The organism is Candidatus Soleaferrea massiliensis AP7, assembly GCF_000820765.1.
GTDB lineage: Bacteria > Bacillota > Clostridia > Oscillospirales > Ruminococcaceae > Soleaferrea > Soleaferrea massiliensis.
On sequence record NZ_CCYH01000012.1, the window covers coordinates 72,140 to 94,958 of the forward strand.

Consider the following 22,819-nt stretch of genomic DNA (forward strand, 5'->3'; position numbering starts at 1 on the left):
ACGATATCCACATCTTTTTTATAGAATCCTATACAACTCCGGGGGAAGCGTCGTATTCATACGGCGCTTCCCCTGTTTGTTGTACAGATGCATGAGCCGCAGGGGAGATTGAAATGAGCAAATATATGATGGGGCATCTGAATGACGGTGCTGCTGTACCGTTTACATCACAAAAGCTTCAAAAGTCAAAACGTTCGGGTATCATCAGGCGGCAGCACTTTTTCTCTGGAGACCGCGCGTAGCTTATACGAATGTCCATTGTGTGGTATGTCAAACGGAAAGGACAGGATACAACGACGATTTTAAAATCCTGACAACTGATATTTGCATCAATTTAATAAAGTCTTAATCTCTTTCAAAGAAGCGCCGTTTCAAAGCGGCGCTTCTCTTGCGTTTGTCTGTATGAATCATTTTCCTTTCGGGCAGAATAGAAAAAAGATTTGAAAAAAGCGGGTGAATGCATGTTGTCCACAAAACGGGTGGTTTCGATTTTCTGTCTGTTCCTGCTGCTGATGGGCGGGCTGTTTGTAAGGCTGTATTTTCTCTCCACCGGGGAAGAGCTGGCCAGCGCGGCTCAAAAGCAGTCCTCCTACACGCTGACCGTCGACCAGACGCGCGGATATATCTACGACTGTTCAATGCAGCCGCTGGTCTATCTGCAGCCGCAGTATAAAGCGGCCGTGCTGCCGTCCAACGATGCGCTCAGCACGATCGCGCCGCTGCTGGAGGGCAGCGAGCGGAACAACTTTTTGACGCTCAATGCGCAGAACAAGCCGTTTCTGCAGAACCTGTCGGCTGAAAATGTCTATGGAAAGGGCGTCCGTCTGTTCAAAACCGACCTGCGGTACGGTGATGATCCGTTGGCGGAGCACCTGATCGGATACCTGGACGCAACCAAGGAAAACGGTGTTTCCGGTATTGAGAAGAGCTTCAATGAGCTGCTGAAGGAAGGCGCGGGAAAGCTGCAGATCTCCTATTCCATCGATGCGACCGGAAGCATCCTGACGCAGAAGCAGCCTGAGGTGACACAAGAGAACTATCAGGATAAGAAAGGCGTTGTGCTGACGCTCGACCGTCAAATCCAGCAGATTGCGCAGAATGCGGCCAAAAAATATATCAAGGAAGGCGCGGTTGTCGTCATGGATGTTTCAAACGGGGACATCAAGGCGGCGGTCAGCTGTCCATCCTTCAATCCGAACAATGTGGCGGACAGCCTGCAGGATGCAAACGGCCCGCTGGTCAACCGTGCGCTGTCCGCCTATAACGTCGGTTCCCCGTTCAAGCTGCTGATTGCCGCGGCAGCGCTGGAAAGCGGCATCCCGGCATCCCAGACCTTCGAATGCACCGGCAGTGTAAAGATCGGGGACATCGAGTTCCACTGCCACAAGCGGGAGGGTCACGGTGTGCTGGATATGAAGGGCGCCATCCAGATATCCTGCAACCCATATTTTATGCAGCTGATCGCAAAGCTCGGCGCCTATCCGGTCGTCGAGCTGGCGGATAAATTGGGTTTCGGCAGGGAAACCGAGCTGGCCGATTCGCTTGTCAGTGCGGCGGGCTATCTGCCGGATATGGAGGATTTGCAGAATCCCGGGGATGTCGCGAACTTCGGTTTCGGACAGGGCAAGCTGCTGGCGACGCCGGTACAGCTGGCGCAGCTGGTCAGCCTGTTTGCAAACGGCGGATATGCCGTGACGCCGCGCCTGGTCGCGGGCACAACCGACGATACGGGAAAAACGATCGCGTCCGCAACCGACCAGATTGCCCCGCAGCAGATCATCAGCACAAAGACGGCCGATATGATCAAGGAATTCATGATCAATGTCGTCGAGAACGGGTCGGGCAAGGAAGCGAAACCCAAGGTCGGTTCGGCCGGCGGCAAGACAGGCTCTGCGCAGACCGGCGTTTACAATGAAGACGATGTGGAGATTGTACACGCCTGGTTTACCGGCTTCTATCCGGCGCAGAATCCAAAGTATGCGATTGTCGTGCTGGCCGAAAACGGCCAGTCAGGCGGGGATATCAGCGGGCCGGTTTTTAAGGAGATCGCTGACCAGATCGCCCTGCTCGAGCAGATTTCCTGATAAGGCATATTGATAGAAAAAACAATTTTACGGCGCATGGAGGTAATTCTCTGTGCGCCGTCTTTATTTAATTAAAATGAATAAACTTTAATATATTTGCGGTTATAATTTGAAAATAGTGTTGACACGGTGTGCGATATCAGGTAAAATATAGATAAACAGGATGAAAATTATTCAATTAAAATATATTGAAGGAGGTACTATCATGAAAAAAGAATGGAAGAAACAGGAGGGCCTTACATTGGCATCCCTATTGCTGTGCGTGCCGCTGACACTGTCCGGATGCAGCAACAGCGTGGCCGGAAATTCAGAGAATCCGGACAGCAGTACGGTGCGGCAGGAAGAAAGCGGTCTGGAAAGCATGGTGTTGTACAGCAAGGAGCAGAACGGCGATCTGAATTATCTGCGCAAGGTGGAGGGAGACAATGCCTACGACAACAAATACGATTTTGAGGAGCACGGAGACTTCTGGCAGTACGCGGTCAAGATCACAAGCACAGCGGAATTGGAAGCGGCAATGGGGGAGAAATGGGAGAAATATGACAGCTATGGGGATAATTTTACGAAGGGCCAGCTGGACACAGCGCGGTATGACGAAGCGTTCTTTGCGGAACAATCCCTGCTGGTGCTGAGCATCTACAGCGGGATGAACCCGGTGCACCTGGAAACACTGGAGAAGAAGGAATACGGGGATATCGTCGCCAAAATCTATGAGGAACGGGAGGATGATGTCAAAGCGGACCGGATTGTCCTGATTTTCGCGGAGGTGGAGAAGGGTTACTTCGACGAGGACACAGAGGTGGAGGTGTGCATCGGTACCAAGTCGGTCAGGGAAGCGGATAACGGCATCCCATATGAGGAATACTTCAGTGATCTGCTGCTCAACACCAGCTATATTCCGGAGGTAGAAGGTTTACAGTATGCTGAGGATGAGCAGAGCGCGAACATCCTCATAGACAACTACGAGGATTACCAAAAAGCGCTGGAAGCGATCAAGGCTCGAAGCAGACAGACAAAATATCCCCAGAAGAGTAAGGAATTCTTCGAGGAAAAAGCGGTGCTTTTGCACTTTGATAGAGACTATGCTGTACCAGAGTATAAATGGCACACGGTGACAAATGTAAATGTGCAAAACGGTGTATTGAACTTGGATATTGATCTGGGATATGTCCATAAGGGAAGGGATATAGGCAACTCGTGCTATTCGATCGCGTTGGAGTTGGATCAGGAGGATGTAAAGGGCGTCCAGTCATTCCAGGTAGACCAGAGGGAAGTGAATATATCGGACGACACAGAGAGGGAGGATTACAGGGAAGCGACTCTATCGCATGAAGCAGAAAAGGAGAATGAATGATGATTAAATGGAAATACACAAAGATAGGGGTTTCTTTGTTGTTGATCATAGCGCTGTTATCCACCTGCTTGTTGGTTCAAGGGGCAGGAAGTGTAATGGGGGAAGATGTAAACTGGCGGGACAAAATTTCTGAAGACCTTCTGCAGGTGATGGAAACAGCAGAAGAGGACGAGAAAATTCCAGTCTATGTGTGGACGACAGATATAGACTATGATCAGGTTGAACGGGAGGTTGAGGAAGAAACTGGTTTATCCCGCGCGGCCTTGCAGGAAGAGTATCAGCCAATTTCGGATAAAATACGACAACTGGATGATGAACAGGAAATGGATGCAATGCTTGTTCAGAACAGCAAAGATACAAAAGCACAACGTTTCAAGGAACAGGAACGAATGGACCGATATATCACCAACAGAAGAGATATTGCGCAAAACAAGTATGCGGAAAAAAATAACAATATGGTTAAAAAACTAGCCTTTCCACAGGAAGATATTCTATATGCCAGCAAATATTCTCCCATGATAATTGTTCGTTTAAAGAAAGGCCAGATTGAAGCGATATGTAAAAATCGCGGTGTGGAAAGGGTCCGTCTTTATGTGGAACAGGAGGGGAGTGATTCCAGCAGTGGGTCTGTAGTCCAATCGGTGGAAGCGGATTATACCAAAAACACGATGGGATATGACGGTTCAGGTGTTAAAATCGGTATGGTTGAAGAATACCTTCCTTCAAAAAACTACCACATCACGAGCGGTAAGGTGACACATGTGGCGGGTGGACGAGAATCCAGCAGCCATCACGCGCTTAATGTGGCCTGTACCATTTTGAATACCGCGCCTGGTGCCCATATCTATGCAACGGGCATAAAAGATAGTTCCATCACGCAGATCATAGAAAAAATAGAGGTATTACTGGCCTATGATGTATCGATCATCAATATTAGCTGGGGATTGCAACGAAAGAGTGGAACAACTAGCTGGTATGCGGCATTGGAAGAGTGGCTTGACCATATCTGTTCAGTACATGAAGTGACGGTTGTTGTTGCAGCTGGAAATGCAGGTTATACGCATAGTAACATCGATGTGATTGGTCTGGCATACAATGTTATCACAGTAGGTGCTATCAATGATAATGATACGGGAAATGTTTCTTCGGATGATTTCCTTGATCCAGGTTCAAGCTATAACAATGGCGGAACAGCCGGTTGCGCGAAACCTGACGTCATGGCTCCCGGTAATGTTTATGGAGATTCTGGAACCAGTTATGCTGCGCCTGTGGTGACTGGTGTCATTGCGCAGATGCAGGAGTGCAGGCCCGCGCTCAAATCAAACACTAGAATTGTGAAAGCGGTGCTGACCGCAGGCTGTGACCGCAAGGTGCCGGGCGAATCTATGGGCGGTCTGACAGCGATACAGGGTGCTGGCGTCATCAATGCCAGAAAGTCGATGACAGTACTTACGGCGGGCCGGTATGCGGCGTTCCATTTCGAACCCAATGTCAGGGAGATCACGAAGAATATCAACATCACATCAGCAGATGAGGTGATACGCATCGCCTACGCATGGACAAGAACCAACTATCCAAAAAACAGCCATAATGTCATTGGAACGGTGGTTGCCCCCTACATTGATGTCAACATGTATGTTTACAAACCCAATGGCTCAGAACAAGGGCGATCAGCCATCCCGACCAGCTCAGCAGAGCTTCTCCATTTCATTCCAAATACATATGGGACCTATAGAGTAAAGCTGACACGCTCGACGAATTTGAGCTATAAGGTATGGGGCGCCTTAGCCTGGTATTGATGCTCTAAAGCATAGCATACAATATGTAGATAGTTCCTTTCCTGCAAAAACAGCCCGGCCATACCATTCCTGGTATGGCCGGGCTGTTTGCTGATGAAAATGATATATGGAACCTATGCATTAAAATGAGGTCATACAAAGACAAACTGCACCATCAGCATATACAGTAGGGTGCCGCCTGCAATGCTCAAGAGCGTGTTGTGCTTCCAGGTGTGCAGCAGCACCACGGCGGTGACGGCAATCAGCTCCGGGATGCCGAACGGCATGACGGTCAGTGTCGTCTCCTTCAAACAGTAGACGACCAGCATGCCGATGATGGCATATGGCAGGACTTTGCCCAGATAGGCGATATATTTGGGCGTTTCCCGATGATCCGGAAACAGCAGGAACGGCAGCGCCCTGGTCAGAAAGGTGACTGCGGCGATTGTCAGGATGATGATCATCGATTCCGAAGCGGTCAGAGTCATGGCCGTTCCTCCTTTTCCATCGGTCTGCGAAAGACCGTCAGGATCAGGACGATCAGAATCATCGATGGAATGATGAAATTCTGCGGGCCGAAGAGAAGCAGGCAGAGAGCGGAGCCAAAAAAACCGACCAGCGCGGGAAGATGGTTGTCCGCCGCCTTCCACTGGTCGAGGAAGATGACGACGAACAGTGCGGTCATGACAAAATCGATTCCCTTGGTGTTGAAATGCATGGCGGCTCCGAGCAGTCCGCCAAGCGCGGAACCGGCGATCCAGTAAAGCTGGTCGAGCAGCGCGATGAAGAACTGGAACCACTTTTCATGCACGCCTTCCGGCGGTTTTGCGCTGCACAGCAGGGAAAAGGTTTCGTCGGACAAAGAGAAGATCATATACGGCTTCTTCTTGCCCATGCCTTTGAACTTGTCCAGCATGGCCAGTCCGTAGAAGATATGCCGCGCGTTGACCATCAGTGTCATGACGACGGTGTTCAGCAGGTTGAAGCCGCCGGTCAGCAGGCTGATTGCCACAAACTGCATCGAACCCGCGAAGATGCAGGCGCTCATCAAAATGGCCCAGCCGAAGTGATAGCCCTTGTCCTGCAGCAGCACGCCGAATGCGATGCCGATGAACAGGTAGCCGGTCAGCACCGGTATCGTGTGCGGAAACGCCGCTTTCAGGGCCTTTTTCTTTTCAGACATCAAACTCCCTCCTATGATTGTCCATTCGCTTTAGTATATCATACCAGTGAATTGGCTGCAATATGGAAGGCATAATTTTGGCAGTCGGAAGGTTCTCCGCCGCATCCTTCCATATGCGGTACCGTGCGTGTATGCTGATACGGCTTTTGGGATACATCTACATATATAGAGTACACGGTTCCAAGCATGAATACCAGAGTCCATATTTCTATATAAAGGCATCTATGTAATCGCGGTTTTTCAAAGGAAAATCATTGTTTTTGAACGATTCTTAAATTTTACAGGGCTGTAAAGCAATTTGCTTGACAAATGGGCGGTTAATGGATATACTGGAACAAGTAACTGTAAAGCGGGTTGCTTTACAGCAGAGGATGAGGAACTTGGAAAAAAATCTGCAGATGTCCTATCTGCTGGACTTCTACGGCGAAATGCTCAGCGAGAAGCAGAAGAACATCATGGAGCTCTATTACTGCGATGATCTGTCGCTGTCTGAGATCGCCGAGACACACGGCATGACCCGGCAGGGCGTGCGCGACAACTTAAAGCGCGCCGAGCATCTTTTGGCCGGGATGGAGGAGAAGCTTGGACTGATTGAGCGGGATAAAGGGCATCAGGCGCAGATCGACCTGCTGCTTTCCGATCTGGATGCGCTCGCAAAGCTGCCGGAAGTTCTGGCGTCTGAGGAGGCGAAAACGCTGATCGGACGAATAACCGGCGTCGCCGAGGGGATCAGGAACTGGTAAGCGTTTTTATAGATGACTTCGATAAAGAAAAGAGTTGAACGTTACATGGCATTTGAAAGCCTTTCCGATAAACTGTCCGCCACCTTTAAGCGGCTGAAAAACCGCGGCAAGCTGTCCGAGAAGGATGTCAAGGAAGCGATGCGCGAGGTGCGTCTTGCGCTTCTTGAGGCGGACGTCAACTACAAGGTTGCAAAGGATTTCGTCAAGAGCCTCACCGAACGCTGCGTCGGTTCGCAGGTTCTGGACAGTCTGACGCCTGCGCAGAACGTCATCAAGATCGTGCATGAGGAATTGATAAACCTGATGGGCGAGAAGCAGGCGCGGGTCAATTTCCCGTCCAAAGGCCCCTGCGTCATCATGATGTGCGGCCTGCAGGGAAGCGGTAAAACCACCCATTGTGCCAAGCTGGCGCACTATTTTAAGGGGATGGGCAAACGTCCGCTACTCGTCGCGCTGGACGTCTACCGCCCGGCGGCGATCACACAGCTGCAGGTGGTCGGTGAAAAGGCGCATGTGCCGGTTTTCGAGATGGGACAGGGCAATCCGGTCAAGATCGCGAAGAAGGCGCTGGCCCACGCGAAGGACTATGGCCATGACCTGGTGATTCTGGATACCGCCGGACGCCTGCACATCGATGAAACCCTGATGGGCGAGCTGCGGGATATCAAGAAAGAGGTCGAGCCGAACGAAATCCTGCTTGTCATCGACGCGATGACCGGTCAGGACGCGGTCAATGTGGCTTCCTCCTTCAACGAGAACCTGGGCATCGACGGCGTGCTGCTGACCAAGCTGGACGGCGACACCCGCGGCGGCGCGGCGCTCTCGGTCCGCGCGGTGACCGGCAAGCCGATCAAGTTCACCGGCGTCGGTGAGAAGATCGGGGACCTTGAAGCGTTTTATCCGGACCGTATGGCGTCCCGTATCCTTGGCATGGGCGATGTGCTGACGCTGATTGAGAAGGCGCAGGTTCAGATTGACGAGAAGCAGACCAAGGAAATGATGAAGAAGATGCAGGAAAACGCCTTCGACCTCAACGACCTGCTCGATCAGATGCGGCAGATCCGCAAGATGGGCCCGCTGCAGCAGATCGTCAATATGATGCCCGGCATGGGCGGCAAGCTCAAAGAGGACGACGCCGAAAAGGGCGAAAAGGAACTGCAGAAGATCGAATCGATGATCAATTCCATGACCGCCGCGGAGCGCGCGAAGCCGTCGATCATCAATCCGAGCCGCAAGAAACGCATCGCGGCAGGCTCCGGCACCAGGGTTGAGGATGTCAACCGGCTGCTGAGGCAGTTCGAGCAGATGCAGAAGATGATGAAGCAGCTCGGCGCATTCGGCAAGAAGGGCAAGCGGAAACGCAGCCTGATGCCCCCGATGATGCCGCCGATGAACTGAGGATTTCTACCCCTTGGGGATGAAATATATATTTAATTGATAATGGGAGGTGACAGTACAATGGCTGTCAAAATTAGATTACGTCGTATGGGTGCCAAGAAAGCGCCGTTCTATCGTATAGTAGTTGCTGATTCCAGATATCCGCGTGACGGAAGATTCATCGAGGAGATCGGTGTCTATGATCCGACCAAGAACCCGACCGTCTTCAACGTGGATGCCGATAAGGTGAAAGCATGGATCGCCAACGGTGCACAGCCGACCGATACAGTGAAAGCCCTTCTGAAAAAGAAGAGCATCCTGTAAGACGGGCACCTTTCCGGGGAAAGGATGGTTTCAGAGATGGAACAATTATTAAAAGTGATCGCCTCCGGCCTGGTCGACGACAAGTCGTCGGTCAGCGTGACGGTGGACGAGCCGAATGAAGAGGGCATCATTGTCTACCATCTTCATGTCGCCAGCGAGGATATGGGCAGGGTAATCGGCAAACAGGGCCGGATTGCCAAGGCCATCCGCACGGTGATGCGCGCTGCGGCCAGCAAGGCGGAACAGAAGATTTCTGTGGAAATCGACTAATGGCAGGTTTTTTAAGGATGGGGCTGCACCATAATAAAAGTAACGCTTATTTTTATTATGGTCCGCCCCATCTTTTTCGGTCAGGGAAAAAGGCCGAACCAATCATGATTGCTGTAAAAATTTCATATCCTTGTACGGGATAGAGGAATATAAAAAGGAAGGTACCATGAAAAAACAGTTTTTGGAAACCGGAAAGATTGTGACCACTCACGGCATCAAGGGAGAGCTCAAGGTGATGCCCTGGTGTGATACCCCTGAATTTTTGCTCGATTTTGACACGCTGTATCTGCAGAAGGGTCAAAAGCCGATTGAAATAGAAAACGCCCGCATACAAAAAAATATGGTGCTCTTAAAAATTCGCGGCTGCGACACCGTTGAGGACGCCGTCAAGCTGCGCGGACAGGTGCTGTATCTCAACCGGGACGACGTGGAACTGGAGGAAGGCGGCTTCTTCATGCAGGACCTGATCGGCGTCGAGGTGCTGGACGCCGACGACGGCAGGCGGTACGGCGAAATCTGCGATGTCACCGAGACCGGGGCGAACGACGTCTACCACATCCGGTTTGAGGACGGCTGTGTCAAGCTGATCCCCGCCATCAAGGATGTTGTAAAGGAGATCGACATCGAAGAAAACCGGATGCTGATCCGGCCGCTCAGGGGGTTGTTTGACGATGCGGATTGATCTTGCGACGCTGTTCCCCGAGATGTGCGAAGCGTATCTGGGAGAAAGCATCATTGGCCGGGCCAGAACAGCCGGGTTCCTGGATATCCATTCCCACAACATCCGCGACTACACCCTGGATAAGCAGAAGCGGGTGGACGATTACCCGTATGGCGGCGGAAAAGGCGTGGTGATGCAGGCCGACCCGATCTATCGGTGCTGGCAGGCAATCTGCGAAATGTCCCGGAGCCGGCCGTATGTCGTCTACATGTCCCCGCAGGGAAAGGTGCTGACCCAGCAGCGGGCAGTGGAACTTTCGAAAAAAAAGCATATAATGATGTTGTGCGGACATTATGAAGGCGTGGATGAGCGGATTATCGAAGAGATCGTGGATGAGGAGCTGTCCATCGGGGACTATGTGCTGACCGGCGGCGAGCTGCCGGCGCTGGTGACCATCGACACGATTGCGCGGCTGTGCGAGGGCGTCCTCTCGGATGAGGAGTGCTTCACATCGGATAGCCATTATAACGGGCTGCTGGAATTCCCGCAGTATACCCGTCCCGCCGAATGGAACGGAAAAAAGGCGCCGGAAGTGTTATTGTCCGGACATCATGCCAATATAGAGGCCTGGCGGCACGAACAGGCGTTAAAACGTACATTTTATAAGCGCAGGGACCTGCTGGAGCAGCTTCTGCTGACCGATGAGGAAAGCTGTTTTCTGGAACATCTCAGGCAGAAAGAGATGGAGCGGGCCGAAAGCATCCGGGAGGAAGAGGGCGAACCCGGCTGAAGAGACTCACGAGGTGTTCCAGCGCGCACATAAAGCGGCGGGCCCGGTGTCCGCGATGCAGGGCTTTAGCATCATAACCAGGCGGGATGTTTGTTTTCGCGGGATCATGAATGAAACGGCGGATGAGGAACCGATCTCAATGAGTGAGCGGAAGACAATTGAAATCTGATCTGTTTTTTTATTATCAGTAGATATACATCATAAATATCGGAAACGGAGAACATATCATAAATTGCCGGTTGGCAGGCCCCTGTTCTGTCCTGCCAACCGGCATAACAGACAATGGATGAAATCGATACTGCCGCGTTCATAAAATCGAAAGCACAGCCGGCAGCGCCGGACTGTTTTTGAATCGATCCATGTTGACGTGATCGGAGAAACCGTAACCCTTTATTTTTGTTAACATGGCAGAAGCAGGCCGGATTTGACATGGCAAATTTGGCTGAATTGTTTAAATTGACGGATCATCCGCATATTTTCAGGAAATCGATTGAAACTATAGGTAGATTCCCCCACTTGACAGCGCATTTTTCCTGGCAGTGACAGCCGCATACAGAGTTTCTCAGATTGGAAGGAACGAAAAGATTATCCGGATGTGTCCTTCCATTTATATACATTCTGCCGGATATGTTGAAAGCGATCTAGTAATAATGTCTAAATAATAATCTGCGAAATGCTGGCAGATTAGAAATCTGGGAGAATTTATCGGATTTATCGAAAAGTTGTCCGGTTTTGAGTTGACGAAATTCGATGATGTGGTATAATTAAATCTATGGACAAACGTGTCTGTTGACGACTGTATTTGTATGTTATGTGTTTGAAGTAATATAAAGTTCAAAGTCGTTTCTTATGGTAAGTGGAATGTCCTCCGTTCTGTTATCCCTGCCGAGAAAGCGGATAGCGGTTTTTTTATCGGATGGATATTGATGAGAAAAGGCAGATTTTCTGTCTGTAAACAAGTTCTCTGCAGAGCTGCGGAGGAAACCTTTTCGGCTGACAGCCGATCGACATCATTAAATCTTAATTTTAGGAGAGTTTGGATTATGTTTGTGAAAGATGTTACAGTACAAAACCAAGTGGGACTGCATGCCCGTCCGGCAACATTTTTTATCCAAAAGGCCAATGAATACAAATCTTCTATCTGGATCGAGAAAGAAGAGCGCCGCGTCAATGCAAAGAGCCTGTTGGGTGTTCTGTCTTTGGGAATTGTAGGAGGTACCTCCATCAGGATTATCGCTGACGGCGCCGATGAGGAGCAGGCGGTAGACGGATTGGTAAAGCTTGTTGAGAGCGGATTTACGGAACAGTAATCGGAGATATCCGAGCAGTGAATGATGCGTCGCCACACGTTGTGATTGGCGGCGCTGTTTTACTATTTAGGGGAAGTTTTATCTATGGAAAACAATCGTTTGGATTATCTGCGGCAGAAGGTGCTGCAGCTGCCGTTTTCGCCCGGCGTGTACATCATGAAGGACAAGTCCGGCGAGATCATCTACATCGGCAAGGCGAAGGCGCTCAAGAACCGCGTCAGCAGCTATTTCCGGTCGATCGACAAGCATACCGAAAAGGTGTACCGGATGGTCATGCATGTGCACGACTTCGACTACATTGTGACCGACAGTGAGTTCGAGGCGCTGGTGCTGGAATGCAGCCTGATCAAGCGCCACTGCCCAAAATACAACATCCTGTTGAAGGATGACAAGGGATACCACTACATCCGCATTGAGACCGGGGAATTCGGCAAGATCCAGTGGGTCAAGCAGAAGCTCAGCGACGGCGCGGATTATCTGGGCCCCTACACCAGCTCCTATGCCGTCCGGAACGCGGTCGAGGAGGCGAACAAGGTCTTTATGCTGCCGACCTGCAGCCGCAGGTTCCCGCAGGACATTGGGAAGGGAAGGCCGTGCCTGAATTTTCACATCAAGCAGTGCATCGCGCCCTGCCGCGGCAGGATCACCCCGGCGCAGTATGAGGAAATCAAGGAGGAGGCCATCCGGTTCCTCAAAAAGGGAAGCCAGTCCACCGTGACGCAGCTGACCGCGCAGATGAATGAGGCGGCCGAGGCGCTGGACTTTGAGAAAGCCGCCAGATACCGCGACCGCATCAGGTCCATCCAGAAGATTACGCAGCATCAGAAGGTCATCAACTCCAAGCTGAAGGAGCAGGATGTCATCGCGGTCGCGCAGAACGGCAAGAAAGCCTGTATTGTGCTGTTCAAATTCCGGGAGGGGCGCCTGGTGGACAAGAAGGATTTCATGATCGGCGAGATCGAAAGCCTGGAATCCGCCCGCAGCGCGTTTTTAAGCCGTTATTATATGAATGAATCCGACATTCCGCGCCAGATCATGATCGACGGGGAATATGAGGACGCCGAATTGATCCTGCAGTATATCCGAGAGAAGGCCGGCAGAAAGGTGTACATCACGGTGCCGCAGCGCGGCGAGCAGCATAAGCTGACCGAGATGGCAAAGACCAACGCGGCCGAGATGCTGTCCCTGGGCAGCGCGCGGACCGGCAAGGAGCTGTCCGCGCTCGATGAGCTTGCCCGCCTGCTGGGACTCAAGGAGCCGCCCGCTTACATAGAGGCCTACGACATTTCAAACATCGGTTCGTCGGTCATCGTGTCCGGCATGGTGGTGTTTGAGGACGCGCGCCCGCTCAAGTCCAATTACCGCAAGTTCAACATCAAGTCGCTTTCCCAGCCGGACGACTACAGCGCCATGCGGGAAACCATCCAGCGCCGGATTGCGCGTTATCTCGATGAAAACGACCATGACGCGGCTTTTTCGCGGCTGCCCGACCTCATTCTGCTGGATGGCGGAAAGGGACATGTATCGACCATTCTGCCGGTGATACAGCAAAGCGGGCTTTCGATTCCCGTGTACGGCATGGTCAAGGACGACAAGCACCGCACCCGCGCCATTGCGGTGGACGGCGGGGAGATCGCGATCAATTCCCACCGCCGCGCCTTTACGCTGGTCAGCCAGATTCAGGACGAGGTGCACCGTTACACCTTTGCGTACAGCAGCAAAAAGCACACCAAAAGCTCTTTGGAATCCTCCCTGACGCAGATTGAGGGCATCGGTCCTGCGCGCGCCAAGGCGCTGCTGAAGCAGTTTAAAACCCTCAAGGCGATCCGGGAGGCGGATGTCGCGGCGCTGCAGGAAGCGCCATCCATCAGCAAAACCGCAGCCGAAGCGGTGTACCGGCATTACCATGAAGAAGACGATCAATAGGCAAAAAGATCAGGGTGGATGGATTTGAAAGTCTCTGCGGGCCGGCAGACCGCAGGAACGGAGGTTTCGGTGTCATACAGGACGGGCAGCAGCACGGCCACAAACAGCCCAAACCCGCAAAAAGCGGGGGATATCAGTTTGCAATAGAGCCGTGACCTTCACGCACTGCACATCTGGATGCTGGGTGCTTCCGGTAAACAGAATGCAGCAACTGTAAGATTCCTTTCCAAATTGAAACAATTGGGCATCTTTTCGGGTAATGGTATTGACAATATGGACAGGATTCAGCAAGACAGCTGGAAACGGTGAAGCAGGGCAACCGACCTTTCACAAAGATGCAACCTTCACGAACGTCCTATGCCGGGTGCTTCCGGAAAACAGGATGAAGAATCTGCAAGGTTTCTTTCCAAATTGACACAATCGACATTTTTTCGGGCAATTGTATTGACAATCGCCCTTTTGTATAGAATAATAGGGATAACATGATTACGAAATAAAGGGGAAACATCATGAGAGTGATTACAGGATCAGCAAGAGGCAGGAAGCTGACGGCTCCGCAGGGGCTTTCCACCCGGCCGACCGCTGATATGATCAAAGAGGCGATCTTTAACAGTATCCAGTTTGAAACCGAGCAGGCGCGGGTGCTGGATCTGTTTGCGGGTTCCGGCCAGCTGGGCATCGAGGCGCTCAGCCGCGGCGCGGCGTTCTGCATCTTTGTGGACAGCAGCCGCGAGTGCCAGAACATCATCAAGCAGAATGTGGCCGCGACCGGATTGGCGCAGAAAGCGCGCATCGCCGCGATGGATGCCTTCGCATTCCTGCAGTCCACCAACGAACAGTTCGACATTGTTCTGCTCGACCCGCCGTATGAACAGGGCCTGGTGGTTAAGGCGCTGCCGCTGGTGGCCCAGAAGATGAACGACGGCGGCGTGATCTTCTGTGAAACCGACAGGCGTGAGGACCTTCCTGAGACGGCCGGCGATTTTGTAAAGTTCCGCGAACGCCGCCACGGAAAAATTAAGCTGACCTCTTACCGAAAAGGGGAAGTGTTGTGATTGCGGTCTGTCCCGGCAGCTTTGATCCGATCACAAACGGACATCTGAACATCATCCGCCGCACAGCCAAGCTGTTTGACCGGGTGGTGGTGCTGGTTTCGACGAATCCAAGCAAACAGGTATCCTTTACAACGGATGAGCGGGTTGATCTGATCCGGCGGTCGGTGGAAGGCATCGGGAACATCGTGGTGGATTCATCGGACGGGCTGTTGGCGGATTACGCAAAACAGCACGGCATCCGGGCGATTGTCAAGGGACTGCGCGCGGTGTCGGATTTCGAGTATGAATTCCAGATGGCGCTTGCCAATAAAAAGATAGACGACGAGCTGGAAACGGTATTCCTGACCTGTTCGGCGGAAAATATGTTTTTGAGCTCCAGCCTGGTTAAGCAGCTTGCATCCTTCCGGGCGGATATCTCAGATTTCATTCCGCCCGCCATTTTGAAGGATGTTGAAGACCGCCTGTTTCCGGCTGAGAAATAACATGAAGTGTGGGGATGCGGAAACGGATATTTGATGTTTCTGTATGTGATAGAGAAGGGAGATGCCAATATTGACAAAGATCGATGATTTACTGGACGCAATGGATGATCTGTTCGACAAAGCGTGGAACCTGCCGCTGACCGGCGGAAAGTGCGCGGTCGATGTGGAGGAGGCCAGAAACCTGCTGGAGGAAATCCGGCTGAACCTGCCGCTGGAGGTCAAGCAGGCGAAGGCGATTGTCAAGGACCGCAATGAGATTGTGGAGATGGCAAGGGAGGAAGCGCAGGGCATCGTCTCCCGCGCGAAGGACAAGGCGGCCAAGCTGGTCAACCAGGAGGATATCCTCAAGCAGGCCAACACCAAGGCGAACGAGCTACTCAATCAGGCCGCTGTGAAGGCGCGCGAGGTGCGCCAGGGCGCCAATGAATATGCCCAGCAGGTGCTGCGCGATACCGAAGAGGTGCTGTCCACATCTTACAACCAGGTCAAACACACCCGCCAGGTGCTGCACGGCAACAAGACGGGGACAAAATAATACGTTTGAAGAAAGAACGCTGCATCGTGTTTGATGCAGCGTTTCTGTATCTTTTGCGGTTTGACAGAAAGACAGATATGTTAGTCCAGCTCATTCACTCTGTTCAGAACATAGCATGTGCTATTGGAAGGGCCATCTTGACAGATGCTCTGTTGTGCGCATATGCTCAACAGAGCATTACAAAAGGCCCGGCACATCTCCGTCATCGAAGATGTGTCGGGCCTTTTGATCTTATTTTTTCTTCGCGTAGCTGTCTTTCAGGTTGACGATGCTGCCGAAGACGTTGTCATATTTAGTATCCTTGCAGAAGTAGCCGATGCGTACAAACTGGAAGCGTTCTCCCGGCTTTGCGTCCTTCAGCGACGGTTCCATCTTGCAGTTCGCATAGACCTTTTTGGATTCCGGATTCAGATAGTCGTCGTAGGTCTTGTCTTCCGGGATGGCGTTCACATTCTCAATGGTAAACAGCTTGTCGTACATGTGGATGGTGGCATCGAACGCCTGCGCGGCGCTGACCCAGTGGATGGTTCCCTTGATCTTGCGGCCGTCCGGCGGATTCTGGCCCTTCGTTTCGGGATCATAGGTGCATTTCACTTCGATGACCTCGCCGTTTTCATCCTTGACGAAATCCTCGCATTTGACGACGTAGCTTCCCATCAGCCGCACCTCGCCGCCGGGCTTGAGCCGGAAGAACTTGGAGGGCGGGTTTTCCAAGAAGTCGGTCTTCTCAATGTAGATTTCGCGGGAGAACGGAACCTCGCGGCTGCCCATCGATTCGTCGTTCGGATGGTTTGGCAGCGTAAAGTACTCGACCTTGCCTTCCGGATAGTTCGTGATGGTCACCTTCAAAGGGTCCATGACCGCGATGCGGCGCGGCGCGGCTGTGTTCAGCTCGTCGCGGATGCAGTGCTCGAGCAGGCCGATGTCCACAAGGTTGTAGGCCTTCGAGATGCCGGCCATGGTGACGAAATTGCGGATGGAAGACGGCGTGTAGCCGCGGCGGCGAAGGCCGCTCAATGTCGGCATGCGCGGGTCGTCCCAGCCGTCGACGATGTTTGTTTCGACCAGCTGGCGGAGATAGCGCTTGCTCATGACGGTATAGGACATGTTGAGCCGCGCGAATTCATACTGATGCGGCTTCTTCTCAAAATCGATATTGTTTACCACCCAGTCATAAAGCGGGCGGTGATTCTCAAATTCCAGCGAACAGCAGGAATGGGTGATGCCCTCGATCGCGTCCTGGATCGGATGCGCGAAGTCATACAGCGGATAGATGCACCACTTGTTTCCCTGCCGGTGGTGCTCCTTGCGGGAAATGCGGTAGATCGCCGGATCGCGCATGTTCATGTTCGGCGACGCCATGTCGATCTTTGCGCGCAGGGTGCAGAAGCCGTCCGGGAACGCGCCGTTCTTCATGCGTTCGAACAGCTCGAGGTTCTCCTCGATGCTGCGGTCGCGGTACGGGCTGTTTTTGCCCGGCGTGGTCAGCGTGCCGCGGTATGCGCGCATCTCCTCCTGGTTCAGGTCGCAGACGTATGCCTTGCCGTCTTTGATCAGCTTGACCGCGTATTCGTAGCACTGATCAAAGTAGTCCGAACCGTAGAAGATGCCGCCGTTCGGTTCGGCGCCCAGCCAGCAGATGTCCTCATAGATCGACTTGACGTACTCGTCGTCCTCTTTGGCCGGGTTGGTGTCGTCGTACCGCAGGTTGAACAGGCCGCCGTACTTCTGCGCGGCCATGTAGTTGATCAGAATCGCCTTGGCGCTGCCGATGTGCAGGTAGCCGTTCGGTTCGGGCGGGAAACGGGTGTGGATTCTGTCCGAAAACCCGTTCTCCAAATCCCGGTCGATGATATCGTGTATAAAGTTCGCATTGCCTTCCGCCATTTACTCATTCGCTCCTTCTATCCTTGCTGCGGCGTCCCTCAGCCTGCTGAGGACCCGCTCTTTTCCAATGATTTTCATGACCTCGTACATGTCCGGGGAATTCTGCCGGCCGGATACCGCGACGCGCAGCACCATGCTGATATCGCCGACATGTCCCTTGTACTGGTCCGGGTTGTTCTTGTATTCCTTCGGCTTCGCCGCATATCCAAGCGAAACGCCAAGCTCTGTGATTTTATTGAACCAGTCGTTCTGGTCGTCGTCCTCATTGTAGATATCCTGGTACCGCGTGAGGATTTCGATGCAGTCTTCCTTCGATACATTCTCCGGGTATTCATAGACCGGCTGGAACAGCTCGTCGTAGAAGAAGTCGAGATATCCCTTCACATCGCCGAGTACCGCGAAGTCCTTGCGCGGCTTTTTGCCGCCGCGTCCGATGTTCAGGATCGATACCGCGTAATCGCGGTCGCCGCTGAGCAGTGCGTGCAGCTCGGCGTCGTACTGCTTCGACCAGTCAAGCGCCAGTTCATAGACCTGCGCGGCCGGCATGCGGCTCATCGTGTTTTTGCTGACATCCTGCAGCTTGTCGAGATCGAACAGCGCGCCGGAGGTACTCATCTTGTTCGTCGTGAACGCAAATTCCTTATAGTCTTTATCCGGATTCTGCATCCGCCATTCCTCGTAGTTCGAGTTCAGCAGCGTCATCAGATATTCCATCAGGCATTCGACCGGATAGCCCTCTTTGTGGTAGAAGTCCAGCGCCAGCTCCGGATCTTTGCGCTTCGAAAGCTTGCGTTTGGAGCTGCCGTCCATCTTCATAAGCTGGGCGGTGTGCACATAGTTCGGCGCTTTCCATCCGAGCGCCTTGAACAGCTCGACATGGATCGGCAGGGTTGCAAGCCATTCCTCGCCGCGCACAACATGGGTCGTGCGCATTAAATGGTCGTCCACGACATGCGCGAAGTGATAGGTCGGGATGCCGTCGGATTTGAGCAGCACCACATCCTGGTCGTTCCACGGCATGTCGAGCTTTCCCTTGACCGCATCCTTGAGCTGGAACCGCCGCTGGCCGTCCCCTTCGGAACGAAGACGCAGTACATAGGGCTTTCCTTCCCGGAGATTCTGCTCGATCTCCTCGAGCGCCGCGTCGCGGTGGACAGCCCATCTGCCGTAATAGCCGAAGTTTTCCTTCTGTGCCTCCTGCTGGCGGCGCATCTCCTCCAGATCCTCTTCAGTGCAGAAGCACGGGTAAGCGCGGCCGTCCTGCACAAGCTTTTTGGCGAACACCTTGTAGATGTCTGCGCGCTCCCGCTGCCGGTACGGGCCGTAATTTCCGTTGTCGCCTTCGACCGTCGCACCCTCGTCGAAGTCCAGGCCAAACCGCTGGAACACATCGATGATCATCTCCACGCCGCCTTCGACCGCGCGTTTTAAATCGGTGTCCTCGATGCGCAGATAGAACACGCCGCCGCTTTGATGAGCCAGCCGCTCGTCCACAATTGCGCCGAACAGGTTGCCCAGATGCATGAATCCGGTCGGGCTGGGGGCCATACGGGTGACCCGTGCGCCTTCAGGAAGCTGCCGGGGCGGGTATCGTTCCTCGATCTGCTGCGGGGTTTCGGTGATGTCGCCGAACAACAGCTCGGCCAGCCTGTTAGTATCCATGAAGCTTCATCCTTTTATATGAGTTTATAGAATAAAAAATTCTCCCGCCCATCCCATGGGATGCAGGAAAATCCTTGAACCGGCGCCGGACAGATACCGTTCGCCGTTTACAATTGTTGTACTGACTTAGCATACCATATTTTTGTCGGAAATTCAACCATTCAGACGATCGTACCGTGGATTTCTTGCAGGTAAAGACAAAAAACTGCATCTGATGTGCAGGCTGGCGGGATATATCCGGGGTTGGCGAAGCGTATTTGGGAATGGCAGAGCGTATTCGGGAGTGGCAAAGCGTATTCGAAAGTGGCGGAGTGTGTTTGGGAGTAGCGGAGCGTATCCGGAAGTTGGAAATGTATATGGGCAGGTTGGCGGAGAAAATTTGCATGCTGGCGGGCATACCCGGAAGCGGGCGGGATATATCCATATGCAGGTGCAGCAAATCCAATGGGGGAGACGAACCATGATGAAAGCGGTAAGCGTTTTCAGGGAATTCTCTTTTGCAAAAGGGTACAGGATGTCTGCAGAGACAGAATCTCTCCAAGCAGGATAGCGGCCGATGAAAAAAGAATTTAAATCCTGGGAGAAAAAAGCGGTATATCGCATTGCTTTGTGCGGATATATATATTATAATGAATAAAACGTGAAGTCAGTCTTTCACGAAAACTGTTAGGAAGTGTGGACCATCATGAATGAATTTATACTGAGTACCGACAGTACGGCGGACATCCCCGATCATCTTTTGAAGGAACATCAAATCGCCGTGGCAAACATCACCTATCGGGTAGATGATGTGAACTATCTGGGCGCTGACCATAAAAAACTGACCGATCCGGAGTTTTATCAAAAGATGCGTGAGGGCAGTACGCCGCAGACTTCGCAGGTCACGCCGGAGCAGGCGCTGAATTTCTTTGAGGAGCTGCTCAAAGAGGGCAGGGATATCCTGCACCTGACCTTTTCCTCCGCGCTCAGCGGCACCTACAACAGCATGAAGATGGCTGCCGAGGAGCTGCGGGAAAAATATCCGGAACAGAAGATCATCGTGATCGATTCCCTGTGCGCTTCGATGGGAGAGGCGCTGTTCGTCTGCTATGCGGCATGGAAGCGCAAGGAAGGCCTGTCCATCGATGAGACGGCCGATTACCTGAAGGAAATCCGGCTGCATCTCTGCCATGGATTCACCGTGGAGGACCTCAAATACCTGCACCGCGGCGGCAGGGTGTCCAAGGCGTCGGCCATTGTCGGTTCGGTGCTGGGCATCAAGCCGATCCTACATGTCGACGACGAGGGCAGGCTGGTTCCGATCTCCAAGGTGCGCGGCCGCAGGCAGTCGCTGAACGCGTTGGTCGACTATATGGGTGAGCGGTACGAGGCATACGGCAAGCAGCCGGTATTCATCAGCCACGGGGACTGCATCAAGGATGCCGAGTATGTCGCGTCACAGGTGAAAGAACGGTTCGGCATCAGCGACTTCACCATCCACTTCATCGGTCCGGCCATCGGCTCCCATTCCGGCCCAGGCACCGTCGCGATCTTCTTCCTGGGTTCCAAGCGCTGAGATGCAGAAACGCGGTTTTTTTAAGCGCACGGATATCCTGATCATTGCGGCGTTTCTGATCGCCGGCCTTGCGGGCATCCTGATCTTTTCCTTGACCGGAAGAGGAAGCGGGCAGACCTACGCGGTTGTAACCGTCGATGGGGAAGAGGCGCTGCGGGTGAATCTGTCTGAGGAACGCCAGCCATATACGCTCAGCCTGTATGACGAAGGCGTACCGGTCAAATTTGAGGTGAAAGATCACAAAATCCGGTTCATCGAGGTACAGTGTCCGGATAAAATCTGTGAGAACACCGGCTTTATCGGGTCGGATATGCAGACGGCGGTCTGCATGCCGAACAAGACGGTTCTCACGGTTCATACAGAGGAATAAGTTTAGCAAGGATTGTGCGATGCCGGCAGCCGGACCGCACAATCCTTTTTTATGCTTTTATTTCGTTGAGTCTGCAAGGTTAACCACAGGTATATTTCTTGTGCGGCATAGGGCTACGGTGTAGCCGGTGCCGCTGTTCAGTCGGGTCAGATAACAGATACAGTATCCGCTGTGATCAGCAAGATAGCGGTTGCGCTTATGCATACAGCCTTTGAAATAGCGTTGGGAGACGTAATGCACCCAATCAGCCTGCGCTTTGATATCCTCATAGACCTGCCTGTCGGATGCGTTCCAATATTCTGCCTGCTGCGGGCAGGGGAGCACCAAAATCAACCGAAGCTTGGGATGGCCGCGGCGCAGGCTTATAACGGTCTGTGCGGCCAGCAGATCAAAGCCCAGCGCGCCGCCGGACAGAAAACAGGTCACGCCCTGTTTGGCCAGAACTAAGATTTCCGTCTCCAAGCGTTTTTTAATATAGTCGGTCTGATCATCTGGAAGTTCTCTGTGTCCTGTAAAACAGCATACTTTTTCGTTCATGTTATTACCACCTTTTGTATGTGAATAAGTATTCTAAAAAGTATATATAATAAAATACAAAATAGAATCTATATATAGAATACAATATCAATTACACTTATACAAGAGGTGATAAAAAATGGCACAGTTTATACCAAAACCATATAAAAAAGAACCGATAACCTTTCGTATAGATATAGAGAAATTAAGGAGAGTTGAGCAATTAGCAAATGAGTATGATATGAGTCGTAGTGAATTTATCAATCAATGCATTAATTTTGCACTGGAACACATGCCAAAAGAGAAAAATGCAGAGAATTAAGTTTATTTGTGTTGAATGAATATTATTTCGCTGTGTCTCAGCGGTCTTCTTTTGTTTGCCAAGAACCACTTGGCAAAGTGGCAGTTACTTCTTTGTTCGGGCCAAAGAAGTAACCAAGAAAGGCCGCCAAAGGGGGCATGCCGCTTCGGTACAGTGAGAATGGACGTCATTCCCCCTTTGGAAACCCCCTCTGCCCGTCCGCTTCTCAGCGGGGCAAGGAAGCACAGCGTTCGCTGGGTTCGAACGCCCGCTGTATCGACAGGTATATTTATATCTCTGCTCGCCCTGTATTCCGAATCCATAGGAACAATTGATCTGCACTATGCTGTGTGGTAAAGGTTTCGTTTTGTACTCTAAATAAACAGGGTGGTTGCCCGACGTGCCTGTCTAAGAATCTTGAGTCCCTGTAGAATTATCAGTAAGATGCTTGATCGAAAAATCGTGATATATTCGTGATCGATGTAAATCCGCAAGAGTCAATGTCAGTCTACGTACCAGCCAAGTTATTGGGGTACCATGAAAGCAACCTGTAACCGGGGAAGCGTGCGCTGCTAGGTATGCCCAACCACCCAGCCAAAAGCAAAACGCCGCCCGCAGGCGGCCGAAGCGGAAAAAGGGATATCAGAGGGGATTTT

At 52.2% G+C, this 22,819-nt stretch carries 22 protein-coding genes; 17 read left to right on the top strand and 5 right to left on the bottom strand.

Annotated elements, in window-relative coordinates; genetic code table 11:
* Window positions 1-461 precede the first annotated feature (461 nt).
* The 3 genes from BN348_RS02515 to BN348_RS02525 all read left to right on the top strand — a co-directional run bounded on the left by BN348_RS02515 (window position 462) and on the right by BN348_RS02525 (window position 5,237).
* The gene (locus BN348_RS02515; RefSeq protein WP_040195967.1) at window positions 462-2,084 is read left to right on the top strand and encodes a peptidoglycan D,D-transpeptidase FtsI family protein; all 1,623 of its coding nucleotides are present in this window, start codon (window positions 462-464) and stop codon (window positions 2,082-2,084) included.
* A 205-nt stretch (window positions 2,085-2,289) separates the two neighbouring features.
* Window positions 2,290-3,438, top strand: coding sequence for a hypothetical protein (locus BN348_RS02520; protein ID WP_040195968.1), 1,149 nt, complete (start codon window positions 2,290-2,292; stop codon window positions 3,436-3,438).
* On the top strand, window positions 3,438-5,237 hold the full coding sequence (locus BN348_RS02525; protein ID WP_197068266.1) for a S8 family peptidase: 1,800 nt from the start codon (window positions 3,438-3,440) through the stop codon (window positions 5,235-5,237). Before BN348_RS02520 ends, BN348_RS02525 begins: the two co-directional genes overlap by 1 nt.
* A 131-nt stretch (window positions 5,238-5,368) precedes the next feature.
* On the opposite strand, the gene BN348_RS02530 is transcribed toward BN348_RS02525, so the two are convergent.
* Both BN348_RS02530 and BN348_RS02535 read right to left on the bottom strand, forming a co-directional pair.
* A complete protein-coding gene (locus BN348_RS02530; RefSeq protein ID WP_040195970.1) occupies window positions 5,369-5,704 on the bottom strand; it encodes a branched-chain amino acid transporter permease in 336 nt (111 codons plus the stop codon).
* Window positions 5,701-6,399 carry an AzlC family ABC transporter permease gene (locus BN348_RS02535; RefSeq protein ID WP_040195971.1) on the bottom strand — a complete coding sequence of 233 codons (699 nt, stop codon included), beginning with the start codon at window positions 6,397-6,399 and terminating at the stop codon, window positions 5,701-5,703. The genes BN348_RS02530 and BN348_RS02535 overlap by 4 nt, the downstream gene beginning before the upstream one ends.
* Window positions 6,400-6,779: 380 nt before the next feature.
* Between BN348_RS02535 and ylxM the strand changes: the two genes are divergently transcribed.
* From ylxM to BN348_RS02590, 11 genes are all read left to right on the top strand, one after another.
* Window positions 6,780-7,142 (top strand): YlxM family DNA-binding protein, encoded by a 363-nt coding sequence (gene ylxM, locus BN348_RS02540; RefSeq protein ID WP_052446650.1) that lies wholly within the window; start codon window positions 6,780-6,782, stop codon window positions 7,140-7,142.
* 45 nt (window positions 7,143-7,187) lie between these two features.
* Window positions 7,188-8,540: a signal recognition particle protein gene (gene ffh, locus BN348_RS02545; protein ID WP_040195973.1), complete on the top strand. Its 1,353-nt coding sequence runs from the start codon at window positions 7,188-7,190 to the stop codon at window positions 8,538-8,540.
* Window positions 8,541-8,600: 60 nt separating this feature from the next.
* The gene (gene rpsP / locus BN348_RS02550) at window positions 8,601-8,843 is read left to right on the top strand and encodes a 30S ribosomal protein S16 (RefSeq protein ID WP_040195974.1); all 243 of its coding nucleotides are present in this window, start codon (window positions 8,601-8,603) and stop codon (window positions 8,841-8,843) included.
* Window positions 8,844-8,879: 36 nt separating this feature from the next.
* On the top strand, window positions 8,880-9,113 hold the full coding sequence (locus BN348_RS02555) for a KH domain-containing protein (RefSeq protein WP_040195975.1): 234 nt from the start codon (window positions 8,880-8,882) through the stop codon (window positions 9,111-9,113).
* Window positions 9,114-9,279: 166 nt separating this feature from the next.
* Complete coding sequence (rimM, locus tag BN348_RS02560; protein ID WP_040195976.1) at window positions 9,280-9,795, top strand: ribosome maturation factor RimM; 516 nt, start codon at window positions 9,280-9,282, stop codon at window positions 9,793-9,795.
* Complete coding sequence (gene trmD / locus BN348_RS02565) at window positions 9,785-10,564, top strand: tRNA (guanosine(37)-N1)-methyltransferase TrmD (RefSeq protein ID WP_040195977.1); 780 nt, start codon at window positions 9,785-9,787, stop codon at window positions 10,562-10,564. The genes rimM and trmD overlap by 11 nt, the downstream gene beginning before the upstream one ends.
* 1,043 nt (window positions 10,565-11,607) lie before the next feature.
* Window positions 11,608-11,874, top strand: a complete 267-nt coding sequence (locus tag BN348_RS02570; RefSeq protein ID WP_040195978.1) for an HPr family phosphocarrier protein — start codon at window positions 11,608-11,610, stop codon at window positions 11,872-11,874.
* A gap of 84 nt (window positions 11,875-11,958) precedes the next feature.
* Window positions 11,959-13,800, top strand: coding sequence for an excinuclease ABC subunit UvrC (gene uvrC, locus BN348_RS02575; RefSeq protein ID WP_040195979.1), 1,842 nt, complete (start codon window positions 11,959-11,961; stop codon window positions 13,798-13,800).
* A gap of 509 nt (window positions 13,801-14,309) precedes the next feature.
* On the top strand, window positions 14,310-14,855 hold the full coding sequence (rsmD, locus tag BN348_RS02580) for a 16S rRNA (guanine(966)-N(2))-methyltransferase RsmD (RefSeq protein ID WP_040195980.1): 546 nt from the start codon (window positions 14,310-14,312) through the stop codon (window positions 14,853-14,855).
* Window positions 14,852-15,337 carry a pantetheine-phosphate adenylyltransferase gene (gene coaD, locus BN348_RS02585; protein WP_040195981.1) on the top strand — a complete coding sequence of 162 codons (486 nt, stop codon included), beginning with the start codon at window positions 14,852-14,854 and terminating at the stop codon, window positions 15,335-15,337. Before rsmD ends, coaD begins: the two co-directional genes overlap by 4 nt.
* A 70-nt stretch (window positions 15,338-15,407) precedes the next feature.
* Complete coding sequence (locus BN348_RS02590) at window positions 15,408-15,872, top strand: ATP synthase subunit B family protein (protein WP_242844292.1); 465 nt, start codon at window positions 15,408-15,410, stop codon at window positions 15,870-15,872.
* 231 nt (window positions 15,873-16,103) lie between these two features.
* Here BN348_RS02590 and BN348_RS13805 read toward each other — a convergent pair whose 3' ends face one another.
* The gene (locus BN348_RS13805) at window positions 16,104-17,759 is read right to left on the bottom strand and encodes a glutamine--tRNA ligase/YqeY domain fusion protein (RefSeq protein WP_040195983.1); all 1,656 of its coding nucleotides are present in this window, start codon (window positions 17,757-17,759) and stop codon (window positions 16,104-16,106) included.
* Complete coding sequence (gene gltX, locus BN348_RS13810; protein ID WP_040195984.1) at window positions 17,760-19,421, bottom strand: glutamate--tRNA ligase; 1,662 nt, start codon at window positions 19,419-19,421, stop codon at window positions 17,760-17,762.
* A 685-nt stretch (window positions 19,422-20,106) separates the two neighbouring features.
* On the opposite strand from gltX, the gene BN348_RS02605 reads away from it, so the two are divergent.
* On the top strand, window positions 20,107-20,976 hold the full coding sequence (locus tag BN348_RS02605; protein ID WP_040195986.1) for a DegV family protein: 870 nt from the start codon (window positions 20,107-20,109) through the stop codon (window positions 20,974-20,976).
* A gap of 1 nt (window position 20,977) precedes the next feature.
* Window positions 20,978-21,346, top strand: a complete 369-nt coding sequence (locus tag BN348_RS02610; protein ID WP_040195987.1) for a NusG domain II-containing protein — start codon at window positions 20,978-20,980, stop codon at window positions 21,344-21,346.
* A gap of 57 nt (window positions 21,347-21,403) precedes the next feature.
* Here BN348_RS02610 and BN348_RS02615 read toward each other — a convergent pair whose 3' ends face one another.
* Window positions 21,404-21,883 carry an SLOG family protein gene (locus BN348_RS02615; RefSeq protein WP_040195988.1) on the bottom strand — a complete coding sequence of 160 codons (480 nt, stop codon included), beginning with the start codon at window positions 21,881-21,883 and terminating at the stop codon, window positions 21,404-21,406.
* A gap of 118 nt (window positions 21,884-22,001) precedes the next feature.
* Between BN348_RS02615 and BN348_RS02620 the strand changes: the two genes are divergently transcribed.
* Window positions 22,002-22,184, top strand: coding sequence for a ribbon-helix-helix domain-containing protein (locus tag BN348_RS02620; protein WP_040195989.1), 183 nt, complete (start codon window positions 22,002-22,004; stop codon window positions 22,182-22,184).
* Window positions 22,185-22,819 lie beyond the last annotated feature (635 nt).